Origin of the sequence: Nonomuraea jabiensis (assembly GCF_014204795.1) — a bacterium.
Lineage (GTDB): Bacteria > Actinomycetota > Actinomycetes > Streptosporangiales > Streptosporangiaceae > Nonomuraea > Nonomuraea jabiensis.
In genome coordinates, this window is record NZ_JACHMB010000001.1 from 10,254,755 (window position 1) to 10,272,562 (window position 17,808).

The 17,808-nt window shown below is 70.1% G+C and carries 18 protein-coding genes; 4 read left to right on the forward strand and 14 right to left on the reverse strand.

Annotated features, from left to right (window positions below):
* Positions 1-14: 14 nt before the first annotated feature.
* Complete coding sequence (locus tag HD596_RS46970) at positions 15-608, reverse strand: TetR family transcriptional regulator (RefSeq protein ID WP_313046374.1); 594 nt, start codon at positions 606-608, stop codon at positions 15-17.
* Positions 609-720: 112 nt separating this feature from the next.
* Here HD596_RS46970 and HD596_RS46975 point away from each other — a divergent pair, with 112 nt between their 5' ends.
* Positions 721-1,449, forward strand: a complete 729-nt coding sequence (locus HD596_RS46975) for an NADPH-dependent F420 reductase (protein ID WP_185075806.1) — start codon at positions 721-723, stop codon at positions 1,447-1,449.
* Positions 1,450-1,534: 85 nt separating this feature from the next.
* Here the strand turns inward: HD596_RS46975 and HD596_RS46980 are convergent, their stop codons facing one another.
* From HD596_RS46980 to HD596_RS47040, 13 genes are all read right to left on the reverse strand, one after another.
* The gene (locus HD596_RS46980; RefSeq protein ID WP_185075807.1) at positions 1,535-1,876 is read right to left on the reverse strand and encodes a carboxymuconolactone decarboxylase family protein; all 342 of its coding nucleotides are present in this window, start codon (positions 1,874-1,876) and stop codon (positions 1,535-1,537) included.
* Between the two features lie 154 nt (positions 1,877-2,030).
* Positions 2,031-2,636 (reverse strand): bifunctional 4-hydroxy-2-oxoglutarate aldolase/2-dehydro-3-deoxy-phosphogluconate aldolase, encoded by a 606-nt coding sequence (locus HD596_RS46985; protein WP_185075808.1) that lies wholly within the window; start codon positions 2,634-2,636, stop codon positions 2,031-2,033.
* Entirely contained in the window at positions 2,623-3,384 is a 762-nt protein-coding gene (locus HD596_RS65320) for an IclR family transcriptional regulator (RefSeq protein ID WP_185075809.1), read from the reverse strand. The genes HD596_RS46985 and HD596_RS65320 overlap by 14 nt, the downstream gene beginning before the upstream one ends.
* Positions 3,356-4,321: a sugar kinase gene (locus HD596_RS46995; protein ID WP_221519908.1), complete on the reverse strand. Its 966-nt coding sequence runs from the start codon at positions 4,319-4,321 to the stop codon at positions 3,356-3,358. The genes HD596_RS65320 and HD596_RS46995 overlap by 29 nt, the downstream gene beginning before the upstream one ends.
* 269 nt (positions 4,322-4,590) lie before the next feature.
* Positions 4,591-5,592, reverse strand: coding sequence for a substrate-binding domain-containing protein (locus tag HD596_RS47000; RefSeq protein ID WP_185075810.1), 1,002 nt, complete (start codon positions 5,590-5,592; stop codon positions 4,591-4,593).
* Positions 5,593-5,603: 11 nt separating this feature from the next.
* A complete protein-coding gene (locus HD596_RS47005) occupies positions 5,604-6,599 on the reverse strand; it encodes an ABC transporter permease (RefSeq protein ID WP_185075811.1) in 996 nt (331 codons plus the stop codon).
* Positions 6,596-8,089 carry a sugar ABC transporter ATP-binding protein gene (locus tag HD596_RS47010; RefSeq protein ID WP_185075812.1) on the reverse strand — a complete coding sequence of 498 codons (1,494 nt, stop codon included), beginning with the start codon at positions 8,087-8,089 and terminating at the stop codon, positions 6,596-6,598. The genes HD596_RS47005 and HD596_RS47010 overlap by 4 nt, the downstream gene beginning before the upstream one ends.
* A gap of 13 nt (positions 8,090-8,102) precedes the next feature.
* Complete coding sequence (rbsD, locus tag HD596_RS47015) at positions 8,103-8,507, reverse strand: D-ribose pyranase (RefSeq protein WP_185075813.1); 405 nt, start codon at positions 8,505-8,507, stop codon at positions 8,103-8,105.
* Entirely contained in the window at positions 8,504-9,445 is a 942-nt protein-coding gene (locus HD596_RS47020; protein ID WP_185075814.1) for a ribokinase, read from the reverse strand. The genes rbsD and HD596_RS47020 overlap by 4 nt, the downstream gene beginning before the upstream one ends.
* A gap of 77 nt (positions 9,446-9,522) precedes the next feature.
* Entirely contained in the window at positions 9,523-10,344 is an 822-nt protein-coding gene (locus HD596_RS47025) for an aldehyde dehydrogenase family protein (RefSeq protein ID WP_185075815.1), read from the reverse strand.
* A complete protein-coding gene (locus tag HD596_RS47030; protein ID WP_185075816.1) occupies positions 10,337-11,764 on the reverse strand; it encodes an aldehyde dehydrogenase family protein in 1,428 nt (475 codons plus the stop codon). Before HD596_RS47030 ends, HD596_RS47025 begins: the two co-directional genes overlap by 8 nt.
* Positions 11,764-12,702: a deoxyribose-phosphate aldolase gene (deoC, locus tag HD596_RS47035; RefSeq protein WP_185075817.1), complete on the reverse strand. Its 939-nt coding sequence runs from the start codon at positions 12,700-12,702 to the stop codon at positions 11,764-11,766. Before deoC ends, HD596_RS47030 begins: the two co-directional genes overlap by 1 nt.
* Positions 12,699-13,739, reverse strand: coding sequence for a LacI family DNA-binding transcriptional regulator (locus HD596_RS47040; protein ID WP_185075818.1), 1,041 nt, complete (start codon positions 13,737-13,739; stop codon positions 12,699-12,701). Before HD596_RS47040 ends, deoC begins: the two co-directional genes overlap by 4 nt.
* Positions 13,740-14,160: 421 nt before the next feature.
* Here HD596_RS47040 and HD596_RS47045 point away from each other — a divergent pair, with 421 nt between their 5' ends.
* From HD596_RS47045 to HD596_RS47055, 3 genes are read left to right on the forward strand one after another with little or no spacing between them, the layout of a single operon-like run.
* Positions 14,161-15,417, forward strand: a complete 1,257-nt coding sequence (locus HD596_RS47045) for an alpha-L-fucosidase (RefSeq protein WP_185075819.1) — start codon at positions 14,161-14,163, stop codon at positions 15,415-15,417.
* Between the two features lie 24 nt (positions 15,418-15,441).
* Positions 15,442-16,917 (forward strand): ABC transporter substrate-binding protein, encoded by a 1,476-nt coding sequence (locus HD596_RS47050; RefSeq protein ID WP_185075820.1) that lies wholly within the window; start codon positions 15,442-15,444, stop codon positions 16,915-16,917.
* 2 nt (positions 16,918-16,919) lie between these two features.
* Positions 16,920-17,807 carry a carbohydrate ABC transporter permease gene (locus HD596_RS47055; RefSeq protein WP_185075821.1) on the forward strand — a complete coding sequence of 296 codons (888 nt, stop codon included), beginning with the start codon at positions 16,920-16,922 and terminating at the stop codon, positions 17,805-17,807.
* Position 17,808: the final 1 nt, after the last annotated feature.

Sequence of the window (17,808 nt, forward strand, 5' to 3'; positions counted from 1 at the left end):
ACGGCCCTCGCGTCCTATCGCGGCGCGAGCGCGGCGAAGGCTTCGTCCAGGAGCTCGACGAGGTCGAGCCGGCCGTCGGACGCGGTCCAGTGGTCGACGGCGATGTTGAAGCAGTCGAGGGCGGCGGCCACCCGTACCGACAGGGCCAGGTCCGTGGATCGGGGGGAGGGTCTGCGCTCGGCGAGGGCCCGGGCCAGCACGGGCCACCAGCAGTGCTGCTTCTCCCGGTGGCGCGCGCACAGCGCGGGGGTGTTCCTGATGAGGCGGGTCGTCGCGAGGGTGCCGGCGGGGTCCTGGTGATAGAGCTCGATCACGGCGTCCAGCGCTCGCCGCAGCGCCGTCCAGTCGTCCTCGTCCGCGGGGCGGGCCCGCAGGGCGTCGGCGACCTTGTCGCCCTGGGCGTCGAGGGCGCTGACGACGGCGTCCTCCTTGGTGCCGAAGTAGCGCAGGAACGTGCTGCGGGAGACGCCGGCCGCCTCGGCCAGGTCGTTGATGGTGACCTGGTCGAAGCCCTCGCGCAGGAACAGGTCGAAGGCCACCTGGGCCAGCTCGGCCCGTACGGCGGCCCGCGCGATGTCACGTGTGCTCGTACGCGCTGCTTCGGTCACGCCGCGATCCTACCTCTGGTTCGGACCTGACTTGCAGAGGTGGAACCATATGGCTAATCTGACACTCAGTTTCACAATCGACGCACTGATCCAGCACTGGAGACCTGACACCGTGACCCAGACTCTCGGCCTCATCGGCAGCGGCATGATCGGCGGCACGGTGGCCCGCCTCGCCGTCGCCGCCGGCATCGATGTCGTCCTCAGCAACTCGCGCGGGCCGGAGACTCTCGCCGATCTGGTCGCCGAGCTCGGCGAGCACGCGACCGCGGCCACGCCCGCCGAAGCCGCCCGCGCCGGCGACCTGGTGGTGGCCACCATCCCCCTGCACGCCTACGACCGGCTCCCGGCCGCGGACCTGGCCGGCAAGACCGTCATCGACACGATGAACTACTATCCCGACCGCGACGGCGACATCCCGGAGCTGAGCGGCGGGACGCTGACCTCCACCGCCCTGGTGCAGCGCCACCTGGCCGGCGCCCACGTGGTCAAGGCGTTCAACAACATCGACTTCCACCGCCTGCTGACCCTCGCCCGCCCCGCCGGCGTCCCCGACCGCAGCGCCCTGCCCGTCGCCGGTGACGACGAAGGCGCCAAGGCGCAGGTGGCGCGGCTCCTGGACGCGCTCGGCTACGACGCGGTGGACATCGGCACCATCGCCGACAGCTGGCGCATCCAGCCCGGCACCCCCGTCTACGTCCAGCCGTACTTCCCGTCGCAGCGGCCCGAGGGGCTGGACCTCGACGGGTCGCTCCGCTGGTTCGTGGACACCCCCGGCGTCCCGGTGTCCGCCGACCAGGTGAGGAAGCTGGCCGACCAGGCCGTATCCAGCGCTTCGTGCTGACGCGCGGGCCGTCGTACTCGGTGCCGGTGACGTGGTCCAGCCAGGCGGTGCCGTTGCCCCGGAGGAACACGTCGGCCGCGACGTGTCAGGCAGCCGGCCGGCCGGTCCGGTCGGCGATGTCCTTGAGCCGGGTCATCGCGGTCATCGCGACCGGCCAACCGGCGTAGAAGGCCAGCTGCGTGATCGCCTCGACCAGCTCGTCCTCGGTCAGCCCGTTCTCCAGGCCCTTGCGCAGATGGAAGTCGAGCTGGTCGGTGCGGTAGAGCGCGGCCAGCGCAACGATCGTGACCAGGCTGCGGTCGCGCGGCGACAGCTCGGGCCGCTCCCATACGTCACCGAAGAGCACCTGGTCGGTGAGCTCGACCAGCTTCGGCGCGAAGTCGCCGAGCAGCTGCCGCGCGCCTGACGGCGGCGTGTCCTGTGCCATGGGTGGTCGTCCTTTCGGCGGTTCAGCGGGTGGCCGCCGGCGGCGAACGTACGCCCGCAGCGGCCCAGCGCCCATGAAACACCTGGTCAGGAGCGTGTGACAGGACCTGGTGTAACACGTACCCGCAGAACACCCTTGGTGGCGACCCGCGCGTTCAGGAGGTCGTGACCTTGCGCAGCCGTTCCAGCGCGTCCGGGTCGCTCAGCGCCGATCCCACGGCCACTCCCCTGCAGCCCGCGGCCAGGAAGGCGGCCGCGTTGCCCGCGTCGACACCCCCGGTCGCGACGAAACGGACGCCGGGGAACGGCGCGAGCTGCGCCTTGATCCAGTCGGGCCCGAGCTGCGCGGCGGGGAACGCCTTCAGCCAGGTGAAGCCGCGGGCGAGCGCGGCGGCGATCTCGGTGGAGGTGGCCACGCCCGGCAGGTGCGGCAGCCCGAGCCGCAGCGTCTCCGCCACGACCTCGGGGTGGAGGCCGGGCGCGACGGTGAAGGCGGCGCCCAGGTCGCTGACGGCGGTCAGCTGCTCGGCCGTGGTGACCGTTCCCGCTCCGACGCTCTTGCCGTTGGCCCGGGCGGCGTCCAGCGCCGCGCGCAGGGACGGCAGCGCGTCGGGCGTCTGCACGGGCACCTCGATGAGCTCGACGCCGAACTCCCAGGCGCGCTCGCACATGGCCACGGTGGCCGCGGGGTCGAGATGGCGGAAGATGCCCAGGATGGGACACCTTCCGAGGTGTGTGTCGAAGAAGTCAGCGGCGTCCATAGCGGTCTCCTCCCCAGCCCAGACTCTTGGAGATCTCGTGGGCCGCGTCGCGCAGGTCGTCGACGTGCGCGCGCAGCTCTTCCAGTGGCACGACCGCCCGCAGAGCGGTGATCGAGATGCCGTGCGTGACCTTGCCCCGGGCGTCGAAGACCGGCAGGGCCAGGCAGTTGATGTAGTCCTCGTGCTCGCCGTCGTCCTCGGCCCAGCCTCGTTCCCTGGTCAGGGCGAGCTCGGCCGCGAGCGCCTCGGCGGTGGTGATCGTCGTGGGGGTGAAGCGGGTGAACGTGGTGCCCTCCATGACCCGCGCCCGGGTCTCGGCGTCCTGGTAGGCCAGGATGACCTTGGCGACGGCGGCGGTGTGCCGCTGGGCGGGCAGCCCGATGCGCGAGCCCATGGCCACGGTGCCCCGGCCGTCGATCTTGTCCACGTAGATGACCTGGTCTCCGACCAGCTCTCCCAGGTGGACCGTCTGGCCGTAGCGCTCGCTCAGGCCGTGCAGGACCGGGTGCGCGAGCGAGCGGGCCTCGACCTGGTCGAGCGCGAGCTGGCCGAGCGCGATGAGCTGGAAGCCCATGCCGTACACGCCGCCGGGGACGCGCCGTACGAAACCGCCCTGCTCCAGCGTCTGCAGCAGGCGCAGCGCGGTGGACTTGTGCACGCCGAGGTGGTCGGCGATCTCGCCGAGCGTGCGATGACGTACGGAGACGAACCCGACGATGTCAATGGCTCGTGCGACGGTCTGCGACACGCCGGCCCGCTCCTTGTTCGAGCAGCGAGACGATCTCGCCGGCGGGCGGAAGATCGGTCAGGTCGGCCGGGGACATCAGGACCCGGGAGGCCGCGTAGTGTCCCAGCCGCAGGCGGGTGAGCTCGTCCCGGCCGTCGAGGTACCCGCTCAGCCAGCCGGCCGCGAAGGCGTCGCCCGCGCCGACGGCGTCGAGCACCTCGACCGGCGTCGAGGGCGCTCGGTGGACGCCCTCCGGGGTGAAGGCGACCGCCTCGATCGCGGCGTCCTTGACGATCAGGTACGGGGGCCGGTCGACGAGCCGGCGCACGCTCTCCGCGTCGGAGGTACCCCAGAGCGCCGCCGCCTCGTCGCGCCCGACGAAGACGATGTCGGCGCGCTGGGCGAGCTCCAGGAGCACGGCCGGGGCGTCGGCGTCCTTCCACAGGCTCGGCCGGTGGTTGACGTCGAAGCTGACCGTGGCCGGTCCGAGCGGCCGGTCGAACACGATGTGCCTGGTCAGCTCCAGGCACTGCGGGGAGATGGCCGCGGTGATGCCGGAGATGTGCGTGACCCTGGACGGCCGGGTGGCCCAGCCCGCGACCTCGGCCACGGTCATGGCCGAGGCGGCCGAGCCGCGCCGGTAGTAGTAGACGCGGGTGCCCGAGGCGGTCGGGTCCTTGAAGTAGACGGCGGTGGGCCGCTCGTCGTCGCGGCGGACCAGATCGACGTCCACGCCGTGGGCGCGCAGCGCGTCGAGGACGAGGTCGCCGAGGGGGTCGCGGCCGACGGCGCTCGCCCAGGCCGTGGTGTGGCCGAGCCGGGCCAGCAGCGCGGCGACGTTCGACTCCGCGCCGCCGGGACGCAGGATGAACGCGCTGTCCGCGTCGAGGCGGCCGCCCGGCGTCGGGGTGACCATCACCATGGTCTCGCCGATCGCGAGCACGTCCACGGGTCTCATCGGCCGTTCACCGTTCGCATAAAGCGCTCCTTCATTGCAAATATCGCAACGCACATGCTGTATTTGCAATATATCAGCGAGGCCCGGCTCGTCCGCCTTTGGGTCCGCACGCCGCGATGACGACGCGCGCCCGAAGGTCATCCCTCAGCGGCCGGTCGCGGTCACCCTGCGTTCCACGCGGCGTGCCGCTCGGGCGTCCAGGCGGCCTCCACTCCCGACGCCGACACCCGGCTCGGGGGCCCCGGGCCGGGTGTCGAAGGGTGCTGCTCCTACTTGAGGCTGTCCGGGACGCCGGACTTGTCGCCGAGGCCGACGAGGTAGTCCGCGTACTCCTTCACGTTGTCCTTCTTGACCAGCTTGCCCTGCAGCGTCTCGTCGGCCTGCACCTGCTTGCCGCCCAGGACGTCCGAGGCCAGCGAGACCACCTTCTGCCCGAGCGCGAACGGCGACTCGGCGTTCGTGGCGTACATCTCGCCCGCCGCGACGGCGGCCAGCGCGTCGGCGATGCCGTCGTTGCCGACGACCTTGACCTTGCCCACCAGGTTGCGGGCCTTGAGGGCGGACAGCACGCCCATGGCCATCTCGTCGTTGGCCGCGTACACGCCGTCGATGTCGGGGTTGGCCTGCAGCACGTTCGTCATGACGTTCAGGGCCTTGGCCCGGTCGAAGTCGGCCGCCTGCGTGGCGACGACCTTGATGTCCTTGTGCGTGGCGATCTGCTGCTGGAAGCCCTTGCTGCGGTCCTGGGCCACGTTGGTGCCGAGGATGCCCTGGATCTCGACGACCTTGCCCTTGCCGCCGACGGCCTCGGCCAGCGCGTCGGCCGCGTTCTTGCCGGCCTGGACGGCGTCGTAGCCGACGAACGTGGCCAGCTTGCCGCCGGACGGCTTGCGGTCGAAGGCCATCACGGGGATGCTCGCCGAGTTCGCCTGGGTGACGGAGCTGCTGGCCGACTGGCTGCCCACCGGGTCGAGGATGAGGATCCCGGTCTGCTTGGAGATGGCGGTCGTCGCCTGGTTGAGGAAGGTGGCGTCGGAGTTGTCGGCGTTCTGCACGTTCAGGGTGATGCCGCTCTTGGCGGCCTGGGCCTCGGCGCCGTCCTTCACGCTGATGAAGAACGGGTTGCCGAGCGTGCTCATGATGATCGTGGCGTCCTTCTTGCCGGACGCCTGGGGGGCGCCCGTGGTGGTCTCCTCGCCGCCCCGGCTGCAGGCGGTCAGGGAGACGGCGGCCAGGATCGCGACGGCGACGAGTTTGCGGGGAGTGCGCATGGATCTTTCCTTCAGATGTGCTGGGCGAGTTCGGGGGTACGGACGGGGGATTCGGCCCTGCGCGGCACGAGCCTGCGCAGGATGTCCACGTTGCGGTCGAGGAAGACGGCCAGGAGGATGACCAGGCCCTTCACCACGTCCTGGAGGAACGGGGAGACGTCGAGCAGGTTCATGCCGTTGTCGATGACGCCGAGCACGAGCGCCCCGACGAGGGTGCCGAGCAGGGTGCCGCGACCGCCGGCCAGGCTGGTGCCGCCGATGATGACGGCCGCGATCGCGTCCAGCTCCAGGCCCGCGCCGGCGGTCGGCTGGGCCGTGGACAGCCGGGCGGTGATGATGAACCCGGCCAGGGACGCCAGCACGCCGCTGATGACGAAGGCGAGGATCTTGACGCGGTGCACCCTGATGCCGGACAGCCGGGCGGCCTCGACGTTGTCGCCGGTGGCGTAGACGTAGCGGCCGAAGCGGGTGCGGGCCAGGACGTACCCGAAGATCCCGAACGCCACCAGCATGATCCACACCGGCACCGGCACGCCCGCGAACCGCGCCTGCCCGATCCCCTGGAAGTCGTAGTCCGTCACCGGGATCGGATTGCCCGAGGTGATGTGCAGGGTGAGCCCCGCGAACACCGACATCGTGGCCAGCGTCGCGATGAACGACGGCATCCTGGTCCTGGTCACGAGCAGGCCGTTGACCAGCCCGATGGCGGCGCCGGTCGCCAGGCCCGCGGCCAGCGCGGGGACCAGCCCGTACGTGCCGAGCGTCAGGGCGGTGACGACGGCGGAGAAGCCGAGCGCCGAGCCCACGGACAGGTCGATCTCCGCGAGGATGATCACGTAGGTCTGCCCGGCCGCGAGCAGCGCGGCCACGGAGGTCGCGAGGGCGACGTTGAACAGGTTCGTCGGGGTGAGGAACACCGGCGAGGCCACCGAGAGGACGATCCCTACCAGCAGGAGCATCCACACCGCGCGCAGCCGGCCCGCGACGGTCTTGAGCTTCGAGGTCATGCGGCACCTACCAGTGCGTGCTTGAGGATGGACTGCTCGTCGAGGTCGTCGCCGGTCAGCTCGGCGACGAGCCGTCCCTCGCGCATCACGACCACGCGGTCGGACATGGCGACGAGTTCGGGCAGGTCGGAGCTCACGAGCAGGACGGCGACGCCGTCCGCGGTGAGCTGGTTGATGATCCGGTAGATCTCGGTCTTGGCCCCGACGTCCACGCCGCGGGTCGGCTCGTCCATGAGCAGCACCCGCGGCCGGGTCATCACCCACTTGGCGAACAGGGCCTTCTGCTGGTTGCCGCCGGACAGCGAGCTGACCGCGACGGACGGTGAGGCGGCCCGCACCCGCAGCTCGGAGATGACCGCGCCGGTGGCCGCGCGCTCCTTGCCGCGCCGTACGACTCCGATCCCGGAGCTGAACGCGCGCAGCGAGGCCAGCGACACGTTCGCCTCGACCGACTGGCCCGTGCACAGGCCCTCCGCCTGCCGGTCGGGCGACAGGTAGGCGATCCGGCTGCCGATCGCGTCCTGGACGCTTTCGACGCGTACGCCGGAGCCGTCCACGCGCACGGACCCGCCGGTCAGCGGCTGCAGGCCGAACAGCGCGCGCAGCAGGTCGCTGCGCCCGCAGCCGACCACCCCGCCGATGCCGACCACCTCGCCGGCCCTGACCTGGAGATCGATGTCGTGGAAGCGGGCGCCGCCCCCGCCGCGCACCTCCAGCACGACCTCGTCCCTGGCGTTGCGCTCCTTGGGGTAGAAGTCGTCCACGGCGTCGCCGACCATCGCGGTGACGACCTCGGCCGGGGTGAGCCGCTCGGTGGGGGTGTCGAGCGTGACCCGGCCGTCGCGCAGCACGACGATGCGGTCCGACAGGGCGAAGACCTCGTCCAGCCGGTGGCTGATGTAGATCACCGAGACGCCGGCCTCGCGCAGCCGGTTCACCTGGGCGAAGAGCTGCTCGGACTCCTGCTCGTCGAGCGCCGCGGTCGGCTCGTCGAGGATGATCAGCCGCAGCTCGTGCGTCATGGCCTTGGCGATCTCGAGCATCTGCCGCTCGGCCACGCTCAGCTCGCTGACCTGGCGATGCACGTCGATCTCCATGCCGAGGCGGCGCAGCGCCTGCCTGGCCTCGGCGGCCATGCGCTGCTTGGAGACGAACAGGCGGCCGAAGGCGCGCTCGCGGTCCAGCACGTACATGTTCTCGGCCACGCTGAGGTGCGGGAACAGGTTCTGCTGGAACTCCTGGTAGATGACCTCGATGCCCTGCGCCATCGCGGCCTGCGGGTCCTTGAACACCGTGGCGGTCCCGTCGATCAGCAGCCGCCCCGAGTCGGGCTGGTGCGCGCCGGAGATCACCCGGGTGAGCGTGGACTTGCCCGCCCCGTTCTCCCCGACGAGCGCCACGACCTCGCCGGGACCGACGTCGAAGCTGACGCCGCGCAGGACGCTGTTGTCGCCGAAGGACTTGCGCACATCGGCCAGCTGGAGATGCATGCCAGGCTCCCGATCAGTACACGACGCCTGCGGTGAGCAGGACGTTGGCGTACGGGGTGAACTCGCCGGAGCGCACGGCCGCCCTGGCCCCGGCGGTGGCCCGCTTGAACTCGGTGTGCGGCAGGAACTCCAGCGTCAGGCCGAGCCGGTCGAACCGCTCCTGGATCGCGGCCAGCATGTCCGGGCTGTGCTGCTTGATCTCCTCGGACAGCAGCACGCCCTCCACGGCCACCTCGTCGAGCACCGCGTCCAGCAGGTCGAGGAAACGCGGCAGGTTCTCCCTGACGGCCAGGTCCACGCGCTCCACCTCCCTCGGGATGGGCAGTCCGGCGTCGGTGACGACGATCGTGTCCGTGTGGCCGAGCTCGGAGATCACGCGGGCGAGCTGGGCGTTGAGCGTTCCTTGGTTGCGCCTCATCGGGTGGCTCCTTCCATGGAGGTGTTGACCAGTGGCTCGACCTCGTCCCTGCCGGGGAGCGAGGGGCTGGCTCCCGCCTTGGTGGTGGCCAGGGCGCCGGCCGCCATGCCGTACTGGATGGCGGTGTCCACGTCGAGGCCGGCGGCGAGGGCGCCGCCGAAGAAGCCGGTGAACGCGTCGCCGGCCGCCGTGGTGTCCACGGGCGTCACGGCGTACGCGGGGAAGTGGCGGGTGCGCTCCTTCGTGACCGACAGGGCGCCGCCCGCGCCGAGGGTGATGATCGCGTGGCTCACGCCGCGCTCCAGGAACCAGGCCGCCGCCCGCTCCGCCGACTCCAGGTCCGTGACCTGCACGCCGGTCAGCACGGTGGCCTCGCTCTCGTTCGGGGTCACGATGTCGAGGTACGGCCACACGTCGTCCGGCAGTTCCTGGGCGGGCGCGGGGTCCAGGACCACGGTCAGCCCGGCCGCCGCGCCCTGCCGTGCCGCGTGGCAGGCGACCTCCGTGCGGATCTCGAGCTGGAGCAGGAGGACGCCGACCCGGTCGCGGACGCGCTCGATGCTCTCCGTGACCATCGCCTCGTCGAGGGAGGCGTTGGCGAGCGGCGTGATGACGATGTCGTTCTCGCCCGAGGCGTCCACCCGGATGTGGGCGACGCCGGTGCGGCCCTCGACCGTGCGGACCTCGGTGAGCGTGACGCCGTGCGTCTCCAGGCCGGACAGCACGATGTCGCGGAACGGGTCCTGGCCCACGCAGGCGGCCATCCAGGTCGGCGCGCCCGAGTGGGCCGCGGCCACGGCCTGGTTGGCGCCCTTGCCGCCGAGCACGAGGGTGAAGTCGTCGCCGAGCACGGTCTCACCGCGCCGCGGCAGCCGCCGGCTGAACGCCGTGACGTCCGCGGTGATGCTCCCGACGACGAGAACACCGGTGGGTTCCATGGGGGTTCCTCCAGATTCGGGGATGGGTGACCCGAGGGCACGGCCCATGGGCCGTGTCCTTGCGGGTGCGGGGTCGATCAGATCCCGGCGGGGTGCCAGACCGTCTTGGTCTCCATGAACGCGGTCATGCGTCTCGTTCCGGGGTCCTGCGCCGCGGTGAGCACGCGTTTGAAGTTCTCGGCCGCCGCCTGTTCGCAGGCCTGCTTCAGCTCGGGGGCCGCCGCGCCGGTGAGGTCGAGCCCGTTGACGTCCATGTGCGCCGCCAGCCACGGGGCCAGCTCGGCCTGGTGCCCGGTGAGGATGTTCACCACGCCGCCCGGCAGGTCGGAGGTGGCCAGCACTTCGGCGAACGTGATCGCGGGCAGCGGCCCTCGCTCCGGGGCGACCGCGACGCAGGTGTTGCCGGTGACGATCACGGGTGCGACGGCGGTGACGAGGCCGAGCAGGGGCTCGGCGGGCGCGATGACCGCGACCACCCCGACCGGCTCCGGCGAGGACAGGTTGAAGTACGGGCCCGCGACCGGATTGGCCGTCCCGCGCACCGCGGCGATCTTGTCGGACCAGCCCGCGTACCAGACGAGCCGGTCGACGGCGGCGTCCACCTGCTCCAGCGCCTGCTTGCGCGGCCCGCCGAGCTCGTCGGCGAACTGGGCGCGGCGGCCCTCCAGCATCTCGGCGACCCGGTAGAGGACCTGGCCCCGGTTGTAGGTGGTGGCGCCCGACCAGCGGGGGAACGCCTTGCGCGCGGCCACCACGGCGTCGCGGGCGTCCTTGCGCGAGGCCCTGGCGGCGTGCTCCGTTCTCGTCACGGGGTAGGACCTCCCGCTCTCCGAGCGCGGGAACGCTCCACCGATGAAGAGCTTGTACGTTTTGCGCACGGTCACTCGTCGATCAGACATCGAGGTAGGCCTCCAATCCGTGCAGGCCGCCCTCGCGGCCGTATCCGGACTCCTTGTAACCACCGAACGGCGAGGCCGGGTCGAACTTGTTGAACGTGTTGGCCCACACCACCCCCGCCCGCAACCGGTCAGCCATCCACAGGATCCGCGACCCCTTCTCGGTCCAGATGCCGGCCGACAACCCGTACGGCGTGTTGTTGGCCTTCTCCACCGCCTCGGCCGGCGTGCGGAACGTCAGCACCGACAACACCGGACCGAAGATCTCGTCCCGGGCGATCGTGTGCGACTGCGCCACCCCCGTGAAGATCGTGGGCGGGAACCAGAACCCCTGCTCGGGCAACTCGCACGCCGGCGACCAGCGCTCGGCCCCCTCCGACTCCCCGATCTGCGACAGCTCCCGGATCTTGGCCAGCTGCTCGGCCGAGTTGATCGCGCCCACGTCGGTGTTCTTGTCCAGCGGATCCCCCACCCGCAACGTGCCCAGCCGCCGCTTCAACGCCGCCAGCAGCTCCTCCTGCACCGACTCCTGGACCAGCAGCCGCGATCCGGCGCAGCACACGTGCCCCTGGTTGAAGAAGATCCCGTTGACGATCCCCTCCACCGCCTGATCGATCGCGGCGTCGGCGAACACGATGTTGGCCGCCTTGCCGCCCAGCTCCAAGGTCAGCTTCTTGTCCGTGCCCGCCACCGCCCGCGCGATCAGACGGCCGACCTCGGTCGAGCCGGTGAAAGCCACCTTGTCCACGTCGGGGTGGCCCACCACCGCCGCGCCGGTCTCGCCCGCGCCGGTCACGATGTTCACCACGCCGGGCGGCAGGTCGGCCTGCCGGCAGATCTCGGCGAACCACAACGCGGTCAGCGGCGTCGTCTCGGCCGGCTTGAGCACCACCGTGTTCCCGCACGCCAGCGCCGGCGCGATCTTCCAGGCCAGCATCAGCAGCGGGAAGTTCCACGGGATGACCTGCCCCGCCACGCCGAGCGGCTTGGTGCCGAACCCCGCGTATTCGAGCTTGTCGGCCCAGCCCGCGTAGTAGAAGAAGTGCGCCGCCACCAGCGGCACGTCCACATCGCGCGACTCGCGGATCGGCTTGCCGTTGTCGAGGGACTCCAGCACCGCCAGCTCGCGGGCCCGCTCCTGGATGATCCGCGCGATCCGGAACAGATACTTGGCCCGCTCCGCGCCCGGCAGCGCCGACCAGGCGCCGAACGCCTTGCGGGCGGCCTGCACGGCACGGTCGACGTCGTCGGAGGAGGCGGTGGCGACCTCGGCCAGTGTCTCCTCGGTCGCGGGGTTGATCGTCTTGAACGGGGTGCCGGAGCCGTCGACGAACTCGCCGTCGATGAACAGCCCGTACGACGCCTTGATGTCGACGATGTCGCGCGACTCGGGCGCGGGGGCGTACTCGAAGATCGCCATCATCAGTCCAGGGTGAAGTAGTCGGGACCGGCATAGCGGCCGGTGGCCAGCTTCTGGCGCTGCATCAGCAGATCGTTCAGCAGCGAGGAGGCGCCCAGCCGGAACCAGTCCGGCGACAGCCAGTCATCGCCGGCCGTCTCGTGCACCAGCACCAGGTTCTTGATGGCGTCCTTGGTGGTGCGGATGCCGCCCGCGGGCTTGACACCCACCTGACGGCCGCTCGCGTCGCGGAAGTCGCGCACCGCCTCCAGCATGATCAGCGTCACCGGGAGCGTGGCGGCCGGGGCCACCTTGCCGGTGGAGGTCTTGATGAAGTCGGCGCCGGCCAGCATCGCCAGCCAGGACGCGCGCCGCACGTTGTCGTAGGTGGCCAGCTCGCCGGTCTCCAGGATCACCTTCAGGTGCGCGCCGCCGCAGGCGGCCTTGACCGCGGCGATCTCCTGCCACACCTTCAGGTAGCGGCCGGACAGGAACGCGCCCCGGTCGATCACCATGTCGATCTCGTCGGCGCCCGCCGCCACCGCCAGCGCGGTGTCGCTCACCTTGACCTCCAGCGAGGAACGGCCGCTGGGGAAGGCGGTGGCGACCGAGGCCACCTTGACCCCGGTCCCGGCCAGCGCCCGGACCGCGACCTCGACGAGGTCGGGGTAGACGCACACGGCCGCCACCCGGGGAGCGTCGCCGCCGGGGTGGACGGCCTTGGCGCACATCGCCCGCACCTTGCCGGCGGTGTCGGCTCCTTCGAGGGTGGTCAGGTCGACCATGGAGATGGCCAGGTCGATGGCCTGTGCCTTGGCGGTGGTCTTGATCGAACGGGTGCCGAGCATCGCCGCCCGCTGGTCCGCGCCGACCCGGTCAACCCCGGGCAGGCCGTGCAGGAAAGCTCGCAACGCCGCCTCCGAAGAGGCCACGTCCGCGAGGGAAGTGGTCGCAACGCTCATCGCGATCGGGTCTTTCTCGTGCGTGAGGGGGCCGGCCAGCCGCCCGGCGGGGCGGTGGAGGCGCGTTCGATCAGCTTGGTGTCCAGGACGATGCGGCTGGCGCTGCCACCGGTCTCATTGGGGTCGAGGCGGCGCAGCAGCAGGCGCATGGCGAGCACGCCCTGCTCGACCATCGGCCGGTCGACGACGGTCAGGGGCGGCTTGAGCAGCGGACCGGTGTCCAGATCGTCGAAGCCGATCAGGCTGACCTGGCCGGGGATGTCGATCCGCATGTCGTGCAGCGCCTTGAGCACGCCCAGCGTCATGAGGTTGTTGGCGGCGAAGATGGCGGTGGGCGGCTCGGGCAGCGACAGCAGGGACAGCGTGAGCTGGTAGCCGCTGTGCTCCTTGAAGTCGCCGACCAGGTCGTACTCGGGCGGCACCTCGATGCCCGCCTTGGCGAGCGTCCCGACGAAGCCCTCGCGCCGCAGCCGCCCGGGGGTGGTGTCGAGGGTGCCGCTGATCGCGGCCACCTTGGTGTGCCCGAGGGCCAGCAGGTGCTCGGCCGCCTGCCTGCCGCCGCCGTCGTTGTCGACCAGCACGGCGTCGAACCGCTCGCCGCCCGCCAGATCGCGGTCCACGAACACCAGGGGCACGTCGGCGTCGCGCACGTGCAGCGGCGTCTGGTCCTGCTCGGTGGCGGGGGCGAGGATGATGCCGTCGACCCTGCGCACCAGGTCGGCCAGCACGTCGTCCTCCTGCTCGCTGCTCTCGTCACTGTTGGCGAGCAGGATGCGGTAGGGCTCCGTACGCGTGACGGACTCCATGCCCTTGACCACCGCGGCGAAGTACGGGTTGGTGATGTCCGGGACGACGACACCGATCGTGTTGGTCCGCCCGGACTTCAGCGACTGCGCCGCGGCACTCGGCCAGTAGCCCAGCTCGTCGATGGCGGCCTGGATCGCCTCGTACGAGCGCACCCGCTGGCCCCGCAGGAAACGCGAGACCGTGGCGGGAGAGACCCCCGCGCGAGCTGCTACGTCATGGATGGTGACCAAGTGAGCTCCAAACTGAAATCGATGTCAGTGATGATGGCAGGATCCGGCCACGGAGTGTCAATGCCATGTTTCCAAGTCGTTACTTACTCGGACATTTGCCCAACTCAGGGGCCTAGCCCGCTCAGTCGCCACCTAGCCTGACTGAAACCGTTGTCAGTAGAAGGGGCTCGAAGGAAACATCGGATGTAGTGGCGCTCATCAGCGCGGCAGCAAATCCGCCGGGATCCCCGTCCGATACGCCCGATCTATCCGACCTCAGTGGCCACATACTGGGCCAGGACAGGGGGAGGCGGGCCGGAGTCGCGACTGATTCGCAACTCAGGAAACCCTTGACCACATCCGATGTTTCGCCTACGTTACCCGCAAGTCGAGAGTTGCGAAATTTTTCGCACAGGGCTAACTACGACAGAGGGTGTCACGGATGTCCGATTCCCGTATCGACGAATTCCGGCAGCGCAGGTTCGGCCTGTTCATCCATTGGGGGCTCTACGCCCTGGCCGCCCGCCACGAGTGGGTCAAGCAGCGCGAACACATGTCCGACGAGCAGTACCAGCGGTACTTCGAGCGCTTCGACCCCGACCTGTACGACCCCGACGCGTGGGCGGAGGCCGCGCAGCGCGCGGGGATGCGCTACACCGTGCTGACCTCCAAGCACCACGACGGTTTCTGCCTGTGGGATTCGGCCCTGACCGACTACTGCGTGAGCGGGACGCCGTACGGCAAGGATCTGATCGGTCCGTTCGTCGAGGCGTTCCGGAGCAGGGGCCTCGGGGTCGGCTTCTACTACTCGCTGCTGGACTGGCACCACCCGGACTTCCCGATCGACGGGCTGCACCCGGCGTACGTCGAGGGCGGCACGTTCCCCGAACGCGATGTCACGAAATATGCGGATTACCTGCATGGGCAGGTCGAGGAGCTGCTCACCCGCTACGGCCCCCTCGACACGCTGTGGTTCGACTTCTCCTACGCCGGCCGGGTCAGGCAGGGCAAGCCGGTCTACGGCGGCAAGGGCAAGGCCGAGTGGCGCTCGGAGGAGCTGGTGGACAAGATCCGCCGCATCCAGCCGGACATCCTGATCAACAACCGGCTGGAGCTGCCGGGCGACTTCACCACGCCGGAGCAGTTCCAGCCCCCGGCCCCACTGTCGACGGTCTGGGAGGCCTGCCAGACGCTGAACGGGAGCTGGGGCTACGACCGGGACAACAAGGCGTGGAAGTCGCCCGGCCTGCTCATCCGCATGCTGATCGACTCGGTCTCCAAGGACGGCAACCTGCTGCTCAACGTGGGGCCCAACGGCCGGGGCGAGTTCGAGCCCAAGGCGCTCGAGACGCTGCGGGAGATCGGCGACTGGATGCGGCTGCACAGCCAGTCGATCCACGGCGCGGGGGCGAGCGAGTTCCAGGCGCCCGAGCACTGCCGCTACACCCAGCGCGGCGACCGGCTCTACGTGCACCTCTTCTCCTGGCCGTACCGGCACCTGCACCTGCCGGGGCTGGCGGGCAAGGTCCGCTACGCCCAGTTGCTCAACGACCGGTCGGAGATCCGCATGTGGGCGCCCGACCCCAAGGTCGACAACGGGAACGTCAACTTCTTCACGATCCCCGAGGGCACCCTCACCCTCGAGCTTCCCGTGGAGCCGCCGGACGTGGCCGTCCCGGTGATCGAGCTCTTCCTCTGAAAAGGCTGAAAGGCGATACCCCCCATGGACAACCCCCTGCGCGGCCTGAACACCACGGGCCTGAACCGGCGCCAGGTTCTCAGCCTCGCCGCCATGGCGGCGGCGGCCGTACCCCTCACCGCCTGCGGGAGCGGCGAGCGCACCCGCCAGGCCGGCCCGGCCTCCTCGACCGCCTCGGCGTCCGGCGGCTCCGCGGTGATCAACCCGGACCGGCCGGAGAGCGCGCTGTTCCCCTACGCCGAGGCGGAGAAGCTCTTCGACTCGCTGCCCTGGCCCACGACCAACGTGCCGGAGCCCACGTCCAAGGTCACCGTCACCGTCGCGATCATCCCGGGCCAGCGGCACGAGGTGCGGCACGCGCAGTTCGCCAAGTTCATCAAGAAGCGGCATCCGAACATCGACATCAAGGTGGAGGTCACGCCGTTCGACGACTTCCGCACCAAGTACCTGACGGGCGCCGCCAGCGGCGTGCTGCCCGACATCATGTACTCGCAGTTCCAGTGGGGGCAGAGCTTCATCAAGAACAACCTGTACCTGCCGCTGGACGACTACATCGCGGCCACGCCCGAGTTCAACCGCGCCGACTTCTCCAAGGCGGCGCTCAGCTACTGGGAGCGTGACGGCAAGCTCTACGCGCTGGGCACCGACTCGGCGCCCAAGCTGCTCTTCTACAACAAGGAGATCTTCGAGAAGGCGGGTGCCAAGGTGCCCGACGCCTCCTGGACCTGGGACAAGCTCATGGAGGCCGCGCGCGGGCTGGTCTCGGGCACGGGCGCGCAGAAGGTCTTCGGGTTCACGCCGGTGCCCAAGCCCACCAGCGACCTCACCGCCACGTTCCTGCTCGCGCACGGCGGCCGCTACCTGACGGCCGACGAGACCAAGTGCGTGATCCAGGAGCCGGCCAGCCGTGACATCCTCAAGCGCTGGATCGACCTGCTGATCAAGGACAAGGCGATGCCCGACCTGGCCGAGACGCAGGCGACGGCGAAGGTGGAGCCGTTCACGCTGGGCCGGGGCGCCCTGTACGTCGGCGGCGCGTGGAACATCGTCACCCTGCTCACCCTGCCCGCCGAGCAGCAGTTCGACTGGAGCCTGACGCACGTGCCCAGCGGTCCCGAGGGCCGCTTCACCCCGGTCCTGGGCAGCGCCTTCGGCATCACCAGCAAGACGCGCAACCCCGAGGCGGCGTGGATCGTGCTCAACTCCCTGCGCTCCTACGCCGGGCACCGCTTCTTCCTCGACACCCCGCCGTCGCGGCTGTCGGCCTTCGAGGAGAACCTCCAGGACCTCAAGCTCGACAAGGAGGTGATCGACACCACCAAGGACTCGCTGCACAAGTACGGCACCAGCGACGGCGTGCTGAGGCTGCCCGCGACGCCCAAGCTCGAAGACCTCACCAAGCCGATCTGGGAACGCGTCATGTCGGGGTCGCTGTCGGTGGACGACGGGCTCAAGCAGGTCACCGAGCGGGTCACACCGATGCTCGCGGAGAACGTCTGACCATGGCCACCTCCCCCCTCCTGCGGCGCGAGGCCCGCCGGTTCCACCTGTTCGCCCTGCCGTGGAGCATCGGCTTCGTCTTCTTCACCGGCGGGCCCATCGTCGTGTCGCTGGTGCTCAGCTTCACCCGCTACGAGCTGCTGTCGTCCCCGCAGTGGGTGGGCCTGGACAACTACGCCCAGCTGCTGCGCGACCCCGACTTCTGGATGGCGACGCGGAACACCGTGTACTTCGGCGCCGCCTCCGCCGCGGCCGGTGTCGTCTACAGCCTCGCCGCGGCGCTGCTGCTCAACATCAAGGTACGCGGGCAGGCGGTCTTCCGGACGATCATCTACATGCCGTCGGTGATCTCCGGCATCGCCACCGCCCTCCTCTGGATCCACGTGCTGCATCCCGACTACGGCCTGGTCAACTACCTGATCGGCCTCGTGGGCATCCAGGGGCCCGGGTGGTTGACCGACGCGAGCTGGGCGATCCCCGGCCTGGTCATCATGACGACCTGGACCACCGGAAACGCGATGATCATCTTCCTGGCCGGGCTGCAGGGCGTGCCCGCCTCGCTGTACGAGGCCGCGCACATCGACGGCGCCGGCTGGTGGAGCAGGTTCAGGCACGTGACGGTCCCGATGATGTCGCCGGTCATCTTCTTCAACCTGGTCGTGGGCTTCATCGGCAGCCTGCAGGCGTACCAGCTCATCCTGTTCATGACCGACGGGGGGCCGGCCAACTCCACCCTGGTCCTGGGTCTGTACGTCTACCGCTACGCCTTCAAGTACTTCGAGATGGGCTACGCCTCGACGATCGCCTGGGCGCTGTTCTTCCTCGTCATCGTGTTCACCGTGATCCAGTTCGGGCTCGCGCGCCGCTGGGTCCACTACGAGGTCAAGTAGG